The organism is Peptoniphilus grossensis ph5 (genome assembly GCF_000311825.1).
In the GTDB taxonomy this organism is placed as follows: domain Bacteria; phylum Bacillota; class Clostridia; order Tissierellales; family Peptoniphilaceae; genus Peptoniphilus_A; species Peptoniphilus_A hominis.
On record NZ_HE978567.1, the window covers coordinates 88,997 to 104,715 of the forward strand.

15 protein-coding genes and 1 riboswitch are annotated in these 15,719 nt (G+C 36.4%); of the genes, 3 read left to right on the forward strand and 12 right to left on the reverse strand.

What is annotated here, in order from left to right; translation table 11 throughout:
- Nucleotides 1-20 precede the first annotated feature (20 nt).
- From thiM to HGPG_RS04755, 5 genes are all read right to left on the reverse strand, one after another.
- Nucleotides 21-1,412, reverse strand: a complete 1,392-nt coding sequence (gene thiM, locus HGPG_RS04735) for a hydroxyethylthiazole kinase (RefSeq protein WP_019124914.1) — start codon at nt 1,410-1,412, stop codon at nt 21-23.
- Complete coding sequence (thiD, locus tag HGPG_RS04740; protein ID WP_019124915.1) at nt 1,402-2,208, reverse strand: bifunctional hydroxymethylpyrimidine kinase/phosphomethylpyrimidine kinase; 807 nt, start codon at nt 2,206-2,208, stop codon at nt 1,402-1,404. Before thiD ends, thiM begins: the two co-directional genes overlap by 11 nt.
- Nucleotides 2,198-2,713 (reverse strand): energy coupling factor transporter S component ThiW, encoded by a 516-nt coding sequence (gene thiW, locus HGPG_RS04745; protein ID WP_019124916.1) that lies wholly within the window; start codon nt 2,711-2,713, stop codon nt 2,198-2,200. Before thiW ends, thiD begins: the two co-directional genes overlap by 11 nt.
- Before the next feature lie 24 nt (nt 2,714-2,737).
- Nucleotides 2,738-2,841, reverse strand: a riboswitch (TPP riboswitch).
- Nucleotides 2,842-2,896: 55 nt separating this feature from the next.
- The gene (thiC, locus tag HGPG_RS04750) at nt 2,897-4,198 is read right to left on the reverse strand and encodes a phosphomethylpyrimidine synthase ThiC (RefSeq protein WP_019124917.1); all 1,302 of its coding nucleotides are present in this window, start codon (nt 4,196-4,198) and stop codon (nt 2,897-2,899) included.
- 231 nt (nt 4,199-4,429) lie between these two features.
- Nucleotides 4,430-4,939 carry an adenine phosphoribosyltransferase gene (locus HGPG_RS04755; RefSeq protein ID WP_019124918.1) on the reverse strand — a complete coding sequence of 170 codons (510 nt, stop codon included), beginning with the start codon at nt 4,937-4,939 and terminating at the stop codon, nt 4,430-4,432.
- 114 nt (nt 4,940-5,053) lie between these two features.
- On the opposite strand from HGPG_RS04755, the gene nhaC reads away from it, so the two are divergent.
- Nucleotides 5,054-6,478 (forward strand): Na+/H+ antiporter NhaC, encoded by a 1,425-nt coding sequence (gene nhaC / locus HGPG_RS04760; RefSeq protein WP_019124919.1) that lies wholly within the window; start codon nt 5,054-5,056, stop codon nt 6,476-6,478.
- A 53-nt stretch (nt 6,479-6,531) separates the two neighbouring features.
- Nucleotides 6,532-7,287 (forward strand): formate/nitrite transporter family protein, encoded by a 756-nt coding sequence (locus HGPG_RS04765; RefSeq protein WP_019124920.1) that lies wholly within the window; start codon nt 6,532-6,534, stop codon nt 7,285-7,287.
- A 26-nt stretch (nt 7,288-7,313) separates the two neighbouring features.
- Here HGPG_RS04765 and HGPG_RS04770 read toward each other — a convergent pair whose 3' ends face one another.
- From HGPG_RS04770 to HGPG_RS04780, 3 genes are all read right to left on the reverse strand, one after another.
- Nucleotides 7,314-8,015 (reverse strand): YwaF family protein, encoded by a 702-nt coding sequence (locus tag HGPG_RS04770; RefSeq protein ID WP_019124921.1) that lies wholly within the window; start codon nt 8,013-8,015, stop codon nt 7,314-7,316.
- Between the two features lie 91 nt (nt 8,016-8,106).
- Complete coding sequence (locus HGPG_RS04775) at nt 8,107-8,523, reverse strand: PaaI family thioesterase (protein WP_019124922.1); 417 nt, start codon at nt 8,521-8,523, stop codon at nt 8,107-8,109.
- A complete protein-coding gene (locus HGPG_RS04780) occupies nt 8,510-9,568 on the reverse strand; it encodes a DNA polymerase IV (RefSeq protein WP_019124923.1) in 1,059 nt (352 codons plus the stop codon). Before HGPG_RS04780 ends, HGPG_RS04775 begins: the two co-directional genes overlap by 14 nt.
- 77 nt (nt 9,569-9,645) lie before the next feature.
- Between HGPG_RS04780 and HGPG_RS04785 the strand changes: the two genes are divergently transcribed.
- The gene (locus tag HGPG_RS04785; RefSeq protein ID WP_019124924.1) at nt 9,646-10,275 is read left to right on the forward strand and encodes an HAD family hydrolase; all 630 of its coding nucleotides are present in this window, start codon (nt 9,646-9,648) and stop codon (nt 10,273-10,275) included.
- A 246-nt stretch (nt 10,276-10,521) separates the two neighbouring features.
- Here HGPG_RS04785 and HGPG_RS04790 read toward each other — a convergent pair whose 3' ends face one another.
- The 4 genes from HGPG_RS04790 to HGPG_RS04805 all read right to left on the reverse strand — a co-directional run bounded on the left by HGPG_RS04790 (nt 10,522) and on the right by HGPG_RS04805 (nt 15,603).
- A complete protein-coding gene (locus HGPG_RS04790; protein WP_019124925.1) occupies nt 10,522-12,303 on the reverse strand; it encodes a thioredoxin domain-containing protein in 1,782 nt (593 codons plus the stop codon).
- Nucleotides 12,303-13,235 carry an FAD-dependent oxidoreductase gene (locus tag HGPG_RS04795; protein WP_019124926.1) on the reverse strand — a complete coding sequence of 311 codons (933 nt, stop codon included), beginning with the start codon at nt 13,233-13,235 and terminating at the stop codon, nt 12,303-12,305. The genes HGPG_RS04790 and HGPG_RS04795 overlap by 1 nt, the downstream gene beginning before the upstream one ends.
- Nucleotides 13,236-13,244: 9 nt before the next feature.
- On the reverse strand, nt 13,245-13,850 hold the full coding sequence (locus HGPG_RS04800) for a histidine phosphatase family protein (RefSeq protein WP_019124927.1): 606 nt from the start codon (nt 13,848-13,850) through the stop codon (nt 13,245-13,247).
- Between the two features lie 142 nt (nt 13,851-13,992).
- Nucleotides 13,993-15,603: a MutS-related protein gene (locus HGPG_RS04805; RefSeq protein WP_019124928.1), complete on the reverse strand. Its 1,611-nt coding sequence runs from the start codon at nt 15,601-15,603 to the stop codon at nt 13,993-13,995.
- Nucleotides 15,604-15,719: the final 116 nt, after the last annotated feature.

Genomic DNA, 15,719 nt, shown 5'->3' on the forward strand with positions numbered 1-15,719 from the left:
AATTCTAGCAGATTTTTATATTATAAATTGTTTAATTTCTCTATTATTTCTCGCACATTTTTTTCTACTTCATCTTCCCTCACTGAAAAGATGGCTCTTGACATGCACAGACCATCTAAGTCTAGGCCAGTGAAAAAGTCTAACCTATCCTTACTTATTCCTCCTATGGGAAAGACTGGAATTAAGAGAGCTTCTCTTATTTCTTTAAAGCTTTCTAGTGTAATCCTTGAGGCATCTTTCTTGGTTTTTGTTTCAAAAAAAGCTCCCGTCCCAATATAAGATGCTCCCATATTTTCTGCCTCAATACCAAGCTTTACAGTTTTTGCCGTTGCACCAATTATCTCATCTCTTCCCAAGACTTCTCTTGCCCGAGAAATTTTTTCGTCCTCTTGACCAAGATGAAGTGCAGTGCCATATTTTTTCGCAAGCTTTAAGTTATCATTTAAGATAAAAAGGCACTTACCATCAATTTCACTTTTTATATTTAAGATTTTTTCTCCAAGCTCATCTTCATCTGCAAACTTGTCTCTAAGCTGATAAATCCCCATTCCAGCCTTGACTGCATTTTTTATTTTCCATAAATCATCGCCTTCAGAAATTCCATATAAAATTGGCTTAATAAATTTCTGTGAAGGAGATAAAATTTCAAGATCTCCTCTTATTTCATCTATGCCTTGCATTTTACTTATAATATCTTGGGCATTTACTCCATTATCTCTTATTACATTTTTCCCAAGCTGTCTTAAAAATATTGCAGCAAGAGCGCAGGCTTTTAAATTTGACATGGGGGCTGCCAAAAGAGAAGTTATCATGGCAGATTCCATGTCTCCTAAGCCTGTGATTTTTTTTAAATTTTCATCGCCACCAGGAATAGAAATTAACAAATGAGAGTTGGCTATCACTTCATACTTGCCGCTAACTACAACTGTAGCTTTACTTTTTTCTTGAAGTTCTAAGGCAATATCTATGAAATCTTCTCGAGATAAATTTTCATCCCTTGAATCCACGCCAGTGAAGGTCTTGCCCCTTGCCAAGTAATTAATTTCGTTAAAATTTCCTCTTATGACATTAAATTTAAAATTACTGATAAGGTCTTTTGCCAAGTCTCTTCTTAGGCTACTAGAAGCAACTCCAACTGGGTCAAAGACCAGAGGAATATTATTTTCCTCTGCAACTTTTGCAGAAATTTTAATTGCTTCAATTTTATCTTCATTTAACATTCCCATATTCAAGAGGAGGGCAGAAGATTTTTTTGTAATTTCAGCAACTTCCTTGGAATATTCTGCCATCATTGGACTTGCTCCAAGAGATAAAACAAAGTCAGCAAGTCTAGCTCTTGTGACGCTATTTGAAATAATATGTACTAAGGGAGCCTTGTCCCTTAGATTATTTAAATTTGCCTTAATTTTCATTTTTATCACTCAAATTATACATGTGATATAGGGGTCCCCTGCCCCTTCCTATATCAAAGCCATAAGCTATGGCACCACTTAAATATTTTTTTGCAGCTACAAGTGCATCATAAAGACTTTTACCCTTTGCAAGTTCACAAGCTAGGGCACTGGATAAGGTGCAACCTGTGCCATGGGTGTTTTTGTTGTCTATGTTTTTTCCCTCTATTACAAAGAGCCCCTCTCTTCCACAAAGCACATCATCCTTTGAGTCTTTTAGGTGACCTCCCTTTATTAGAAAGGCTACTTTATATTTGTTATATAAAAATTCTGCTGCCTCCTTCATCTCTTCAAGGCTTTCAATTTTTTTGCCGTAAATAATTCCAGCTTCAATGAGATTTGGGGTGATTAAAGTTGCCTTTTGAAATAAAATTTCCTTCATCTTCTCAAGAGTATCATCAGGCACAAGGGTAAAGCCGCTAGTTGATGTAATAACTGGGTCTAAAACTATGGGCAGATCTTTAAAATATTTTTCAGCTATTTCAGATATAACTTCTACTTGTCCTGGACTTGCCACCATGCCAATTTTTACAGCATGGGGCATAATATCTTGGCAAATTGACAAAAGCTGACCCTTAAGCATTTCTTCACTTATAGGTGAGGAAGCCTGAACACCCATAGTATTTTGTGCAGTTATTGCTGTAATGGCAGTCATGCCATAAAACTTATATGAAGTTATGGTTTTTAAGTCGGCTTGGATACCTGCGCCACCGCTAGAGTCAGACCCAGCTATGCTTAAAATCTTTTTAATTTCCATGTTTATTTCCCTCTAAATTAAGATAATCATTAAGAGCTGTCTTTTTAAGGCTCAAAATAATTATTATAGCTATTATCGAACCGCCAAGGGTACTTACAGAAAAAGGAATAATTAGTCCAAAAAATGCCATTTCCTTTCCAAGAATAAACTTGGCTACTGGATAGGCTAATAGGGCACCTATAACTCCTGTGCCAAAAACTTCTCCCAAAAAGGCAAGGGAAAGCTTTCTTGTCTTGTAATATAAAATGCCTGCTAAAAAGGCACCAACCATTGAACCAGGAAAGGCCATTAAAGAACCTGTTCCTGATAAATTTCTAATAAGTGAAATGCAAAAGGCAACAAGGACTGAATAGATGGGCCCCAATATTACTGCAGAAAGTACATTTACCATGTGCTGAATTGGATAACACTTTGAAAGTCCCACTGGAAAGTTTACAAAGGAAAAAACAACGCCTATGGCAACAAAAAGAGCTGCCACAGTTAACTTCTTAGTATTAGATTTCATATTTACCTCCTAGAGAGTGCTGACATAAAAACTAAAACTATTCCCTACGTTGGCATTATCCAAATCAGGTAACGGTCGAAATTAACAATTTCCTCTCAGCCTGTCAACAAGCTCCCTTTTTTATTTAATTAAATTTTTACACTGAACTAAATTTATTTAAATTTTAATATTAGTTCACTTAGATTAAGCTTCTATTTTAATATCTTTGCCTTCAAGTATTAAATTCATATTTTTTGCAGAGCACATTGAGCCGCACATTGTGCAGGTATTTTCTTCTTCAGGCATGGATGAATCTCTGTACTCTCTTGGCTTAACCTTGTCAAGAGCAAGCTCAAACATTCCTTCCCAGTCAATCTTTTGGCGTCTCTTGCTCATTTCTAAATCCCAATTTCTTGCGTCCCTTAATTTATTAATGTCACCTGCATGAGCTGCAATTTTGCAAGCTACAATTCCTTCGCGAACATCTTCTACATTTGGCAGTCTCAAATGTTCAGCAGGCGTTACATAACACAAGAAATCTGCACCATGAGCCGCTGCAATTGCACCGCCAATTGCCGATGTAATATGGTCATAACCAGGTGCCACATCTGTAACAAGAGGTCCCAAGACATAGAAAGGTGCCTTGTGACAAAGTTTCTTTTGAAGTTTGACATTCATTTCAATGTCACCAATTGGCACATGACCAGGTCCTTCAATAATTACTTGCACATCCTTATCCCAAGCTCTCTTTGTAAGCTCGCCAAGTGTAATAAGTTCTGAAATTTGTGCAGGGTCTGTGGCATCATGAATGCCACCAGGTCTCAGAGAATCTCCAAGAGAAAGAGTCACATCATATTCTCTGCAAATATCCAAGAGCTCATCATAGTATTGGTAAAAGGGATTTTCTGCGTCATTCATCATCATCCAACCAAAGAGTAGAGAGCCTCCTCGAGATACAATTTCATTTACACGCCTATTCCTCATAAATATTTCAGCATTTGCCCTATTTATGCCTGCGTGAATTGTCACAAAGTCCACTCCATTTTCGGCATGATTTCTAACTACATCTAAAAATTCCTCTGCCTTTATGTAAGAAAGTCCCTTGTCCAAAAAACCAACTGCATCATACATGGGCACTGTGCCTATCATGGCTGTAGATTTTTCAATTAATTTTTTCCTAAATTCTTGAGTCTTGCCATAATTTGATAAATCCATTATGGCTTCTGCACCCATTTTTAGTGCCATGTCAACTTTTTCCATTTCCATGACCATGTCATTTAAGTCCTTGGAAATTCCTAAGTTTACATTAATCTTGGTCCTAAGCCCCGTGCCAATGCCTTCAGGTGAAATTGATTTGTGATTTTTGTTTTTTGGAATGACAATTTCTCCACAAGCCATTTTCTCCAGTAGATACTCACAAGATACATTTTCCTTTTCTGCCACAATTTTCATCTCTTCTGTGACAAAACCATGTTTCGCTGCCTCCATTTGAGTAGCATATTTCATATAAAAAAACCTCCTATAAAATTATAGGAGTAATCTTACTTTTCCCTGCCAAGGCATTATCCTAGCAGGTAAGATGGTCGAGTCTTAACTCCTCTCAGCAAATTGCTCCCATAAGTTTATTTATTCATTTATTGATTTTATAATATCAAATCTTTTAAAACAAGAAAAAATATAATACTAATTCATAAAATATTTTAAGTCTCTTTAATAGAGATAATAAATTTTTATCTCTTAATATTTTATAATTGATTCTACCCTTGTGCCATTTAAAACTTCCCTTCCCTTTAAATCTTCAAGTTCAACTAAAAAGATTATGGAAGACACTTCTCCCTTTAGCTTTTCCACAAGATTTACAGAGGCCTTGGCTGTGCCGCCAGTGGCAAGAAGGTCATCAACTATTACAACTTTTTCGCCAGGCTCTAGGGCGTCCTTGTGAATTTCAATTGAGTCTTCGCCGTATTCAAGCTCATAGGATTCTCTTTCCTTATCCCAAGGAAGCTTGCCTGGTTTTCTCACTGGCACAAAACCCTTGTCGAGTTTATAGGCAAGGGCTGAAGCAAAAATAAATCCCCTTGCTTCAATGCCAATGATCTTATCTACATCATCATCAATTTTTTCTGCCATTTGGTCTACAGCTTTTTGGAAGGCATCCTTGTCCTTTAAGAGAGTGGTAATGTCTCTAAAGATGACTCCTTCCTTTGGATAATCTTTTATTGCACGAATTGTATCTTTTAATTCCATAACTTCCTCCATTCCCTTATAGTATAACATCTTTGTCAGCTAACTAAAACTTTTATTATCATTCTTTTAATGATATAATATGTTAAATTTTTCTATTTATTCACGAGGTGTTAAATGAATAAAAATATAAAAAAATATGACAGAGAAATAAGAAAGGCAAATTTTTCTGAAGCTCTATTTACCTTCCTCTCTCTAGTTGTAATTATGTTTATAAGTATTATAAAGTACGAAGAAAGTCCCCACATACCCATGCTCATTGGGGTCTTAATAGCTTCTCTTGTCGCCCTAAAAATTGGCTACTCCTGGGAATTTATTGAGAACTCCATGATAAAGGGGATATCACAAGCCATGCAGTCCATAATAATTCTCGCCATCATTGGAGTTTTAATTGGCGTTTGGATTTTAGCTGGCGTTGTGCCAACTATGATCTACTACGGACTTATGATTTTAAAGCCATCAATTTTTCTTGTAGCAACAGTTTTAATCACTTCAATAACTTCTCTTGCTACGGGAACAAGTTGGGGCACTGCTGGCACTATGGGTATAGCCCTCATGGGCATAGCAAGTGGTCTTGGCATACCTGCACCAATAACAGCAGGTGCAGTTTTATCTGGCGCCTACTTTGGCGACAAGATGAGCCCCCTATCTGATACAACAAACCTTGCACCGGCAATGGCAGGCACTGATGTCTTCACTCACATCAAAGCAATGGTTAAGCCAACAATTATTACTTATATCTTGACCCTACTCATCTTTGGCTTTTTATCACTGAAGTACAGGGGAAGCTCTGCAGATTTGTCTAGCGTAACTATGATTACTGAAGGCTTAAAAAATAATTTTAATATTTCTCCAGTTCTTTTGATTCCGCCCCTTATTGTAATACTTTCTATTGCAAAAAAAGTTCCTGCAGTGCCTGGCATTAGCCTTGGCATAATTGTAGCTGCCATTATGGGACCTCTTTATCAAAAAGTAAATTTTGGCGACATCTTATCTGCTGCCTTAAATGGTTTTGTGTCTGAAACTGGCCTTGAATCAGTGGATAAACTTTTAACTACTGGCGGACTTAACAACATGATGTCTTCCATTTCCCTTACAATTATCGCCATGATGTTTGGTGGAATTGCAGAAGAGACGGGAATACTTGAAGCCATAGTAAAAAAATTCCTTGGCAAGGTTCAGTCCACTGTTGGTCTTGTCACTGCCACAATTCTCACTTGCTTTTTCACAAATGCAACTATGCCTGAGCAGTACATCTCCATAGTTGTACCTGGCAGAATGTTTAAAAATGAATATAGAGATAGGAATTTGGATTCAAAACTTTTGTCCTCAACACTTGAGTCAGGTGGAACAGTTACATCAGCTATGGTCCCTTGGAACACTTGTGGTGCTTATATGACATCAGTCCTTGGAGTTTCCACTGTTCACTACCTTCCATTTTTATTCTTTAACCTTCTAATGCCCCTTGTGCAAATAATAATTACTGCCCTTGATTCGAAAAAATTTATCTTAGACCAAGATAAAGATGCTTTCACCAATTGAAAAACCGCCTCTTTTTGGTATAATGTTTAGTGGAATAAAAAAAGAGGTGTGTTATGTATAAAGATATAATAAGTGGACTTACAAATTCTGCAAACACGAAGAAAAATTTACTTGAAGGCTCTCTTTTTAAGTACATGGTTGCTTCCATACTTGCAGGATTTTTTATTGGCATGGGCATGCTCATAATGACTCTATCAGCTAGTGTCTTTTCTCCTCTGCCCATACCTGTCGTAAAATTTATTAACGGCTTTGTCTTCTCCCTTGCCCTATCCTTTGTGGTCTTTGCAGGCGGAGAACTCTTCACAGGAAATGTCCTTGTGACAACAGTTGGAAGACTAAATAAAAAAATTGACACTGGAAGTCTTTTAAAGATTTTAATTTTTTCTTATCTTGGAAATATTTTGGGCTCAGTTTTAATTTCATTTTTATTTAAAATGACTGGCGTTTCCCCTGAATATAATGAAGCCCTATTAAAACTTGCCACTGGAAAGACGAGCTTTGACTTCCTTCCACTGCTTTTCAAGGGAATTATGTGTAACATTTTAGTCTGCCTTGCAGTTTTAATTTGCTCAAGAAAAATTTCTGATTCAGCAAAATTAATTTTAATTTTTTGGTGCATACTTGCCTTTGTAAGCCTTGGCTTCGAGCATAGTGTTGCAAATATGACTTGCTTTGCCTTGGCAAAAATGTTAAATTCAGATTTTACTTTTGCATTAATTCTTAAAAATTTAATACCTGTAACTATTGGAAATATTATAGGTGGCGCTTTAGTTGCCCTAACTTATAATACTATAGCTTCAGAAAAGTAAAAGAGACGAGGTCAAGGAGCCTCGTCTTATTTTTTTCGTAAACTTACTATTAACTTGTAAATAAAAAATATAAGGACCATGACAAATACTGTCACTATAAAAAGTCCCAAAATATAATTTGGAAAGACATTTTTTATAGTAGCAAGGGGCGAGCCTTCATAGGGCTCCTCTATAAAATAATAATTTGCCTCTAGCTTTTTGTTTAAAACTTTTATTATAGGAAGAGTTACAAGTATAAAAATTATAGGATAAATAATGTCTCTTAGCCTTGGCAGGTATTCCTTTGAAATCACAAGATAGATTGGATAAAAGGCATTGATGCCGTGGATTATCCAAGAAATTATTGCCACATAGGAATATTTATTTACTTGGTCCCAACCTGGCGTAAGTAAACTTAAAATTGCAGCTGGCATAAATAAATAGTAAAGACATGACTTTATAATCTTGCTGTCATAGAAGGCATCCAGAGCCATAAACTGCGCCCCAATGAGGCAGAGGTGAAAGGGCAAGTAAGAAGAGTCATAGTGACCGTCAATTAAAACTGCTATAAGCCTAATAATTTCCAGGCTAATGGGCAGGAGGGCAAGAACTTTTCTAAATTTTTTATTCTTCCAGGGCTTGTATAAAAAAATCGCAAAAATAAAAATAATAAATAGGCAGGCAAAGTGATAGGCTCCGAAAAAATTAAATCCAACCTCGCCATAATCTAAATCCCAAAAATTTCTCATTTCTAATTAAAATCCTTTATCTTTTTTCTTCAAATATTTTAACATAGAATCGTTAAAATTTTTTTCTTTTAAAATTATTTTCACCCTTATTTTAAAATTCCTTTCCACTAATTTCAATTTCGCCCACAATAAAAAGTGTAAAGGTCCCCTTGGCAACTATTTTGTCGCCCTTCTTTGCCAAGACTTCTATAACCTCTGTGCTTTTGCCTGAGTGAATTATCTTCGTTGTGGAGTAAATTTCTTCTCCAAGTTTTACGCTGGAAATAAAGTTCACACTAGAGTCTAAGGTCACGCCCTTTCTACCCATGGCAATGGAAAGGCAGCCTGCTGCTGTATCCATGAGGGCAAAAATTTCTGCTCCGTGAAGAATGTTATAGGCATTAAATTGATTTTTCTCTGGCTTCATCTTTAAAACTAAGTTGTCGCCACTAAGGTCAAGTAATTCTATATGACTTCTCTTTACATATTCATCTTCTTCAAATAATTTTTTAAAATTAATTTTCTCCATTTCTCCCCCTATTAAAAAAAGAAAGCTGTCTAATATTTAAGTCTACTAAATTGGAAACAGTGATGCCAATAAGCCTTAGCTTTTCGCCCTCATAGGCCTCATCAAAAATTTCCAGGCTCTTATTAAAAATATCTTCTTCCTCATAAATTGCTGAATCATAGGTCCTGGACCTGGTCTTAAGCTTAAAATTTTCATTTTTCATCTTTAAAGTCAAGGTGTAGCCAGAAATTTCCTTTACGATTAAATCTTCTGACACTTCCCTGGCAAAGTCCCTTAAGTAATTTATCATCTCATCCTTATTTTTTGTTGCCTCAAAGGTTGACTCTGTGCCAAGACTTTTTCTCACAGCATTTGGAGTCACTTCTCTCCTGTCAATGCCCCTGATCCTGTAATAAATTTCTTCTCCACTTTTTTTGAACATACTTGTCAAAAAATCATAGGACAGGTTGTAAAGGTCCTCAACCTTATTTATGCCAATATTTCTAAGTTTTTTCTCAGACTTACTGCCAATGCCATGAACCTTTCTTATGTCCAGGGGAAATAAAATCTCTGGCATATCGGACTCTCTAATAATCATAACTCCCCTGGGCTTATTCCAGTCGCTTGAAAGTTTTGCCAAAAATTTGTTGTAGCTAAGGCCAACACTTACGCTTAGACCAGTTTTATCGTAGACATCTTTTTGAAGATCATAAACAATACTTTCATGGTAGCCAAGTCCCGTCAGGTCGAGATAAGACTCATCAATAGAAACTTTTTCGATCTTATTTGTATATTTCTTTAAGACATCAAAAACTTCACGAGACTTTTCCAGGTATCTTTCCCTTCTCATGGGCTTGATGATCAGGTGGTCGCAGAGATTTTTCGCCATATACATGGGCATGGCAGAGTGGATGCCATAATTTCTGGCAATATAATTAGCCGTAGTGACAACTCCATGATTGGATCTGCCACCTACGACCACTGGTTTTCCTATTATGCTCCTATCGTCAAGCTCTTCAACTGATGCGTAAAAGGCGTCTATATCAACATGTATAATAATTCCCATAAATATCACGACTTTAGTATATCACAAGAGCTTTTTATAAAGAAGACAATTTGATATAATTCTAGAGAGGTGAGATTTTGAAAAGAAAAGTTGCGCTCTACGATTTTGACAAAACTGTGGTGAATTGTGAGTCCATAGTTGAGCTTTATAAATATGCCTACAAAAACAAAAAAATAAATATTTTTAAAAATCTTTGGAAATTAGCTGTGGCTTACATAAAATCAAAGCTAAATTCTGATTTTGATATTATGAAAAATCAGATGGTCTCTATTATAAAATATTTGACGGAAGATGACCTCCAGGACTTTGTCACAAACTATCTCTATCCAAAATTTTTCTTCAGTGAATTTGAAGATGAATTTTCTTCCTATGATGAGGACACCATAAAAATCCTCTGCTCTGCCTCTGCCACAAATTATTTAATTTATGTTGGCGAATTATTTTCTTTCGACTATATTATTGGCACAGACTTAGACGAGGACTATAAATTGTGTCGCGGCAACAACAAGAAGGATGTCAAGGTAAAAAATATCCAGGAAATTTTAGAGAGAGATGGGATTGAAATCGACTACGAAAATTCCCTAGCCTACTCCGACTCCTACAAGGACGACAAGTATATGCTTCGCATGATAAAAAATAGGTTTTTAATTAATTCAAGGGTGAATAAAAGGGGATATGTAAATTTATCCTGGCATACAAATAAATAAATTCAAAAAAATAAACTGAGGCACATATTGTTCTCAGTTTATTTTTGTCTAAATTAAAACCCCTTGCTAAGAATATCCTATGGAAAAAATTGTGTGTCTTTCAAATCGAAGAGCTTCGTCCAAAATCGCACTGTTTGAGCGAAGCGAGTTTGCGATTTTAGAAGCTCGAGATTTAGAAAGCACCAATTTTTGTAATGAGATATTCGAGCATGGGGTTTTGTATTTAATTTTAATTTCTTTTATTATTTAAATTCCTAAAATATATTTTTCAATTAATTCAGCAATTTCGTCATAGGATTTTTCTCCAATGAACTCATAAACTTTTTCGCCCTCCTTGTAGAAGGAAACTCGCGGCAATTGAAAGATTTCGTGTTTTTCTGCAAAGTCCTTATTTTTGTCAAGATCCATGTAGTAGCAGGAGACTTCCTTAAACTCTTCTTCAAGAAGAACTTGCATAACTTCCATAAGTGGCTCGCAGTGAGAACATCTCTCTGCACCAAAGATGACAAGAGCCGCCTTTTGAGATTTTATTGTTTCGTCAAAATAATTTTCTGTCACATATTTTATTACAGATTCATTTCTCTTAATTACCTTTTTATTTTCTTCAAGGTCTTTTACAGATTCAGATTCTTGTGAAAGTGGGTCAATGTCATTATTAAGTGAACTTCTATTTACATTAGTAACTTCCACAGACTTGAAACTGCCTGCCCCCTTTAGCTTGTAGTAGGATGCATCTTCAATCTCTTCAATTTCATTTTCACTTTCATCTACGCCTAGATAATCGTAGGGATACCTATAAACTCTGTAGATCATATTGTTCTTCAAAAGATTTTCCGTCGTCGTCCTGTAAGGGCAGGTCCACTGCCAAACTATTTCCTTGGAGTGAGTAATCTCTAAGACAAGACCTTCTGTGGCAAGAGCTATTAGTGTGTTGCCATTGGGAAGTCTTTGAAGGTTTCCACCATAGGGCGAATAAAATTTGTAGCCATTCATGGGAATGGAAAAACCAAAATCCCTAGGATCCACTGACCAGTTAAGAGATAGAGTCACTGGATTTATTTCAAGAATTCTTGAATAATTTCTCACAAAAGGCAATAGTCCCGATGGAGATGTAAGAGTTGGTGAACCGTAGCCACATCTTCCCCCATTATCAAAAATTAAAAGATTGCCCTCGCCAGTTAAGCCCTTGGGAATAATACTTGCAAAGGCAGAGCCTACTACAGGGTCAACCTTTTTGAAGTCAGAAAAATTTGGTCCCAGCTTGTAGCAAATGCGCGACCTCTTTTTGTCAATGATGCCAATTATATTTGCAGCTCTCGCCGTAAATAAAATATTGTCTGGATGAAAGCGTGGATCTCCTTGGTCATACCACTTGTTCTCGCCAATTGTAGAAATTGATGTAACATCTAAATAATTGCCCAGAGGTCTCTCTGTCATTCTCAGATTTGGATTTCTGTAGAGAACATTTTTCGCCTCTTCAGAAAATCCCAGCTGGTCAAAGTGCTCGCTAAAGGAAAATTTCCAAACAATATTTCCCTCTTCGTCCACTTCTAAAATCACATCATCAAGCAAAGTCTTATCAGAAATTCTGTTGTCCTTAATGGCATCGTGAACGAGTAGGAGAGTTTTGCCCCCTTCCACAATTTTTTCACCAGGATAATAATAGCCAAGAGAGTTGCCCTCCCTTTGGAAGTCAGAGTGAGCCCTAGCCATCCACTTAGGCCTGTAGCCCCTGTCCTCTGTAAACTTAAACTTGTCGAAGTCAAATTGAACCCTGCCCTCCTTGTCAAACTCAATGAGTTTTATACCGTCGCTGACGCCAAAGTCTGATGACCTAAAAGAAGAAATGCTCATAATATTTTTGTTGGGCAGCATCTTGGCAGGCATTGGGTTTACAGAATACCTTTTGAGCTCTGTGCCGTCCATTTTTGTTATAAGAGCTCCGTCCTTGGCAGTTGAAATTAAATTTATGCCATTGTAGGCCTTTTCTCTCTTGTAGACTACAGTTCCTCTTGGATAGACTCTCATTATACACCTCTATTTCTAATAAACTTTTCTGCATAAACTGTTGCCACTGCCCCATCATTTGCCGCTGTGACAATTTGCCTAAGGGGCTTCTCTCTTATGTCTCCTGCAGCAAAAATTCCTTCCACAGATGTCCTCATGCAGTCGTCAGTTTTTATAAAGCCAAAACTATCTACTTCCACAAGGTCTTTTACAAAGTCGGAGTTGGGACTCATACCTGCAAAGATAAAAATCCCATCAGAAGTGACCCTAGTCTTTGTATTGTCAGAAAGATCTAAAATATCAAGACTGTTAACTCTTTCGCCCCCATAAATTCCCTGAAGCTTTGAGTGCCAAGTGTAAGAAACTTTTGGATTCTTTTTTATCCTCTCAACTTCAAGTTCATTTCCATCAAAATTTCCCTCGTCGTGAATAATAATCATGTTAATGGAGTTGGCAAAATTAGAGAGATAATCAGCCTCCTCTAAAGCAAGGTCCCCAGAACCTAAAATATGTATGTCCTTGTCCTTAAAATAATCGGCATCACAAGTTGAACAGTAGGACACACCACGACCAGCAAATTCCGTTTCGCCAGGCACATTTATCATCTTGGCATAGGTTCCCGTAGCAATAATAATTGCCTTAGAATAAAATTCCTTTCGCCTAGCAGTAGTAAGCTTAAAACCATCATCAACTTTTTCGATTTTAGAAACAGTGCCATAAATAAACTCATTGGTAGTAAAATTTTCAGCTTGCTTTCTAAACTCATTTATGAGATCTCTTCCAGCAATCTCCTTAAAGCCAGGGTAGTTGATAATTTTTGGCGTGTCGTTAACCCTTCCGCCAAAGGAAAACTTCTCTATGACAAGAGTATTTAAAAGAGACCTGCCAGCATAAATGGCAGCACTTAAACCAGCTGCCCCTGCACCAATAATAATCAAATCATACTTTTTCATCTAATCACCTCAAATAGAATCCACAGGATTTTGTGGAGCCTTTTTAATAATCTTAAACTTGCCATCATGATAGTCAGCAATATTAAACTCGGCGTTGCGCCTTACCCTATTTATCCAAAAATTTTCCATGGGCACATTTTCCATAATAGAATACATGGCAACAATAGTGACACCGTGAGTGACAATCAAAATATTTTCGTCAAGCTCAGGATAGACAGCATACTCAAAAAATTTCTCAACTCGCTTCCTAAGGTCGTAGAGACTTTCACCGTCAATTCTATTGTATTTGTGAGGATTGTCAAAATAAAGACTGTGAAGCCACCTGTCGCTCCTTCTCACATCCTTAATATTTTTGCCAGACCAATAGCCCACATCTATTTCGCGAAGAAGAGCAGTCTTCACAATATGTCTGTCGGGACAAATAATTTTTGCAGTGTCATAGGCGCGACCAAGATCAGAAGAATAAACTGCATCAAAGTGAATGTCCTTACACTTTTCGCGAAGAATCTTGCCCATTTCAATACCTTCTTCAGTAAGTGGCGAATCATCTTGCCCTTGAATAATGCCAGCCCTGTTCCACTCAGTCTCCCCATGCCTTGTAAAATAAATCCTCATACTTCCCTCACAATCTATATGCACAATCTATATAAAAAAATTTCATTCCTACTGATATTATATATTATAAGAAAAAACAATTAAAGTAAGAAAAGCTTTCAATAAAAAACCACTGGTGGGTCCAGTGGAAAATTTACTATTTTTATCTTTCTTCTAAGTCCTTTGATAAGGCTCTTGCTTCACATATTATTTCTCTTGGGTAGTTTAGGTTGTCTAAGATTGCAATGGCGTTACGGCTTGTGGCTGGTCCTTCTTTTAATAGGTAGTCGAATTTTATGTCCCCATCTTCTATTTTTTCTTCAAAGTGCATATTTTTGTAGAGGTCCTTTAACAAAATTGTAAGTTCGATGTCGTGAGTTGCTGCCACTACATGGTTATTTCTTGCCAAATATTTTAGGGTCGCAGTGGCTGCTGCTATTCTGTCAATGGTGTTTGTCCCCCTAAATATTTCGTCAAGCAAAATTATTTTTTCTTCTCCATCTTCTATCATGGCTCCAATTGCCTTGGACTCTGCCATAAAATAGGATAGGTTTTCCATTATTGAGTCAGATATGTCAATGGCTGATCTTAATTTCATTGGCTTTATCTCAAATTTTTCGCCAAAGAAAATTCCAAAGCTAAGGGCAAAGACTGCGTTGATGCCAATTGTCCTAAGATAAGTTGACTTGCCTGATGCATTTGAACCTGTAAGGATCATGGATTTTTCTAAATCTAAATCATTTGCTACTGGGTCCTTTAAGAGTGGAGTGTATAAGTTTTTGCCAGAAATTTTTTCTCCAAAGTCTGCAAAGTTTGTGCCATAGGCCTTTATGATTGAAATAATTCCAATTTGGCAGTCGATTTTTCCCAGCAAGTAGTAAAGTCTAAAGATTTCTTCTCCATATTTTTTGAAATATTTTTGTGCCTTGGAAAAACTCCTGGCTTCTGATAAAAATAATACATTCTTGTAGGTTTCTGCGAAGTCCATTTCTGCATTGCCCGTCAAAAATCCAAAGGACCTTAAAGTTTTCTTTAGGGGCCCAAGTTCTCTTAAAATATTTTCTACTTCTTGGACTTCTTCTGTGAAGACTTGGTCTTTATTTTTCATCAAACTTTCTGATACAAATAAAATACTTTTGAGCCTAACTAAGCTTTCTAACTTGCCCAAAGTTATTTCATTAAATTTTTTGTAGATCAAAGTGTTGACGCCAAGGAGGACAAAGATAAATAGGACCGCCTTTGCCCTTAAGAAAATAAAGAGAAGGATAATATAAAGTGCTGTGAAGGAAAAAATTTTCGCTGCAATGTCAAGTTCTCTATCTACTTTAACTTCTTCTTCAATAAGATTTAGGACATCTTCCTTGAAATAACCAATCTTTCCTAGCTGAAACTGCATGTCTAGAAGCTCATCTTCTCTATCAGCGTAAAGCTTTATGTTGTTCTGAGTCTTTTTAATTTGGTCTTCATCTAAAATCAAATCTCTCAGCCTGTAATAAAAGTATTCCAAGCCCAGCCTAGTCATGTTGTGGTTCATCTTCTCAATTATTTTGTCGAAGTTTAAATCAGCTGCTGTGATTTCAGATAAATTTCCCCCAAGCCTTTTGTGTATGCCGTCAATTTTTCCCTTGAATTTTTTGGAGTGAATTTTGCCAAAGTTTTTTCTTATTTCAACTCTCAAAATTCTTTCGTTTTTAATTTTCACATAGTAGTTGTATAAAAAAACCACTCCAGTAAAAGCTAATAATAAAATAATTGGTGCGTAATAGTCCTTCATGTCATCCTCCTCTTAATCTCTTTCATTATTTTATTACAAAGAGATTGTCATTACAATGTATAAAGACTAGGCAAAAAAAGAACTGCTCACACTTGTGAGCAGCCTTAAAAATTGGC

What these genes read in the sequence shown, in the direction of transcription:
- thiM (WP_019124914.1), bottom strand. Translation starts at nt 1,412, where the DNA reads ATGAAAATTAAGGCAAATTTAAATAATCTAAGGGACAAGGCTCCCTTA.
- thiD (WP_019124915.1), bottom strand. Translation starts at nt 2,208, where the DNA reads ATGGAAATTAAAAAGATTTTAAGCATAGCTGGGTCTGACTCTAGCGGT.
- thiW (WP_019124916.1), bottom strand. Translation starts at nt 2,713, where the DNA reads ATGAAATCTAATACTAAGAAGTTAACTGTGGCAGCTCTTTTTGTTGCC.
- thiC (WP_019124917.1), bottom strand. Translation starts at nt 4,198, where the DNA reads ATGAAATATGCTACTCAAATGGAGGCAGCGAAACATGGTTTTGTCACA.
- HGPG_RS04755 (WP_019124918.1), bottom strand. Translation starts at nt 4,939, where the DNA reads ATGGAATTAAAAGATACAATTCGTGCAATAAAAGATTATCCAAAGGAA.
- nhaC (WP_019124919.1), top strand. Translation starts at nt 5,054, where the DNA reads ATGAATAAAAATATAAAAAAATATGACAGAGAAATAAGAAAGGCAAAT.
- HGPG_RS04765 (WP_019124920.1), top strand. Translation starts at nt 6,532, where the DNA reads ATGTATAAAGATATAATAAGTGGACTTACAAATTCTGCAAACACGAAG.
- HGPG_RS04770 (WP_019124921.1), bottom strand. Translation starts at nt 8,015, where the DNA reads ATGAGAAATTTTTGGGATTTAGATTATGGCGAGGTTGGATTTAATTTT.
- HGPG_RS04775 (WP_019124922.1), bottom strand. Translation starts at nt 8,523, where the DNA reads ATGGAGAAAATTAATTTTAAAAAATTATTTGAAGAAGATGAATATGTA.
- HGPG_RS04780 (WP_019124923.1), bottom strand. Translation starts at nt 9,568, where the DNA reads ATGGGAATTATTATACATGTTGATATAGACGCCTTTTACGCATCAGTT.
- HGPG_RS04790 (WP_019124925.1), bottom strand. Translation starts at nt 12,303, where the DNA reads ATGAGAGTCTATCCAAGAGGAACTGTAGTCTACAAGAGAGAAAAGGCC.
- HGPG_RS04795 (WP_019124926.1), bottom strand. Translation starts at nt 13,235, where the DNA reads ATGAAAAAGTATGATTTGATTATTATTGGTGCAGGGGCAGCTGGTTTA.
- HGPG_RS04800 (WP_019124927.1), bottom strand. Translation starts at nt 13,850, where the DNA reads ATGAGGATTTATTTTACAAGGCATGGGGAGACTGAGTGGAACAGGGCT.
- HGPG_RS04805 (WP_019124928.1), bottom strand. Translation starts at nt 15,603, where the DNA reads ATGAAGGACTATTACGCACCAATTATTTTATTATTAGCTTTTACTGGA.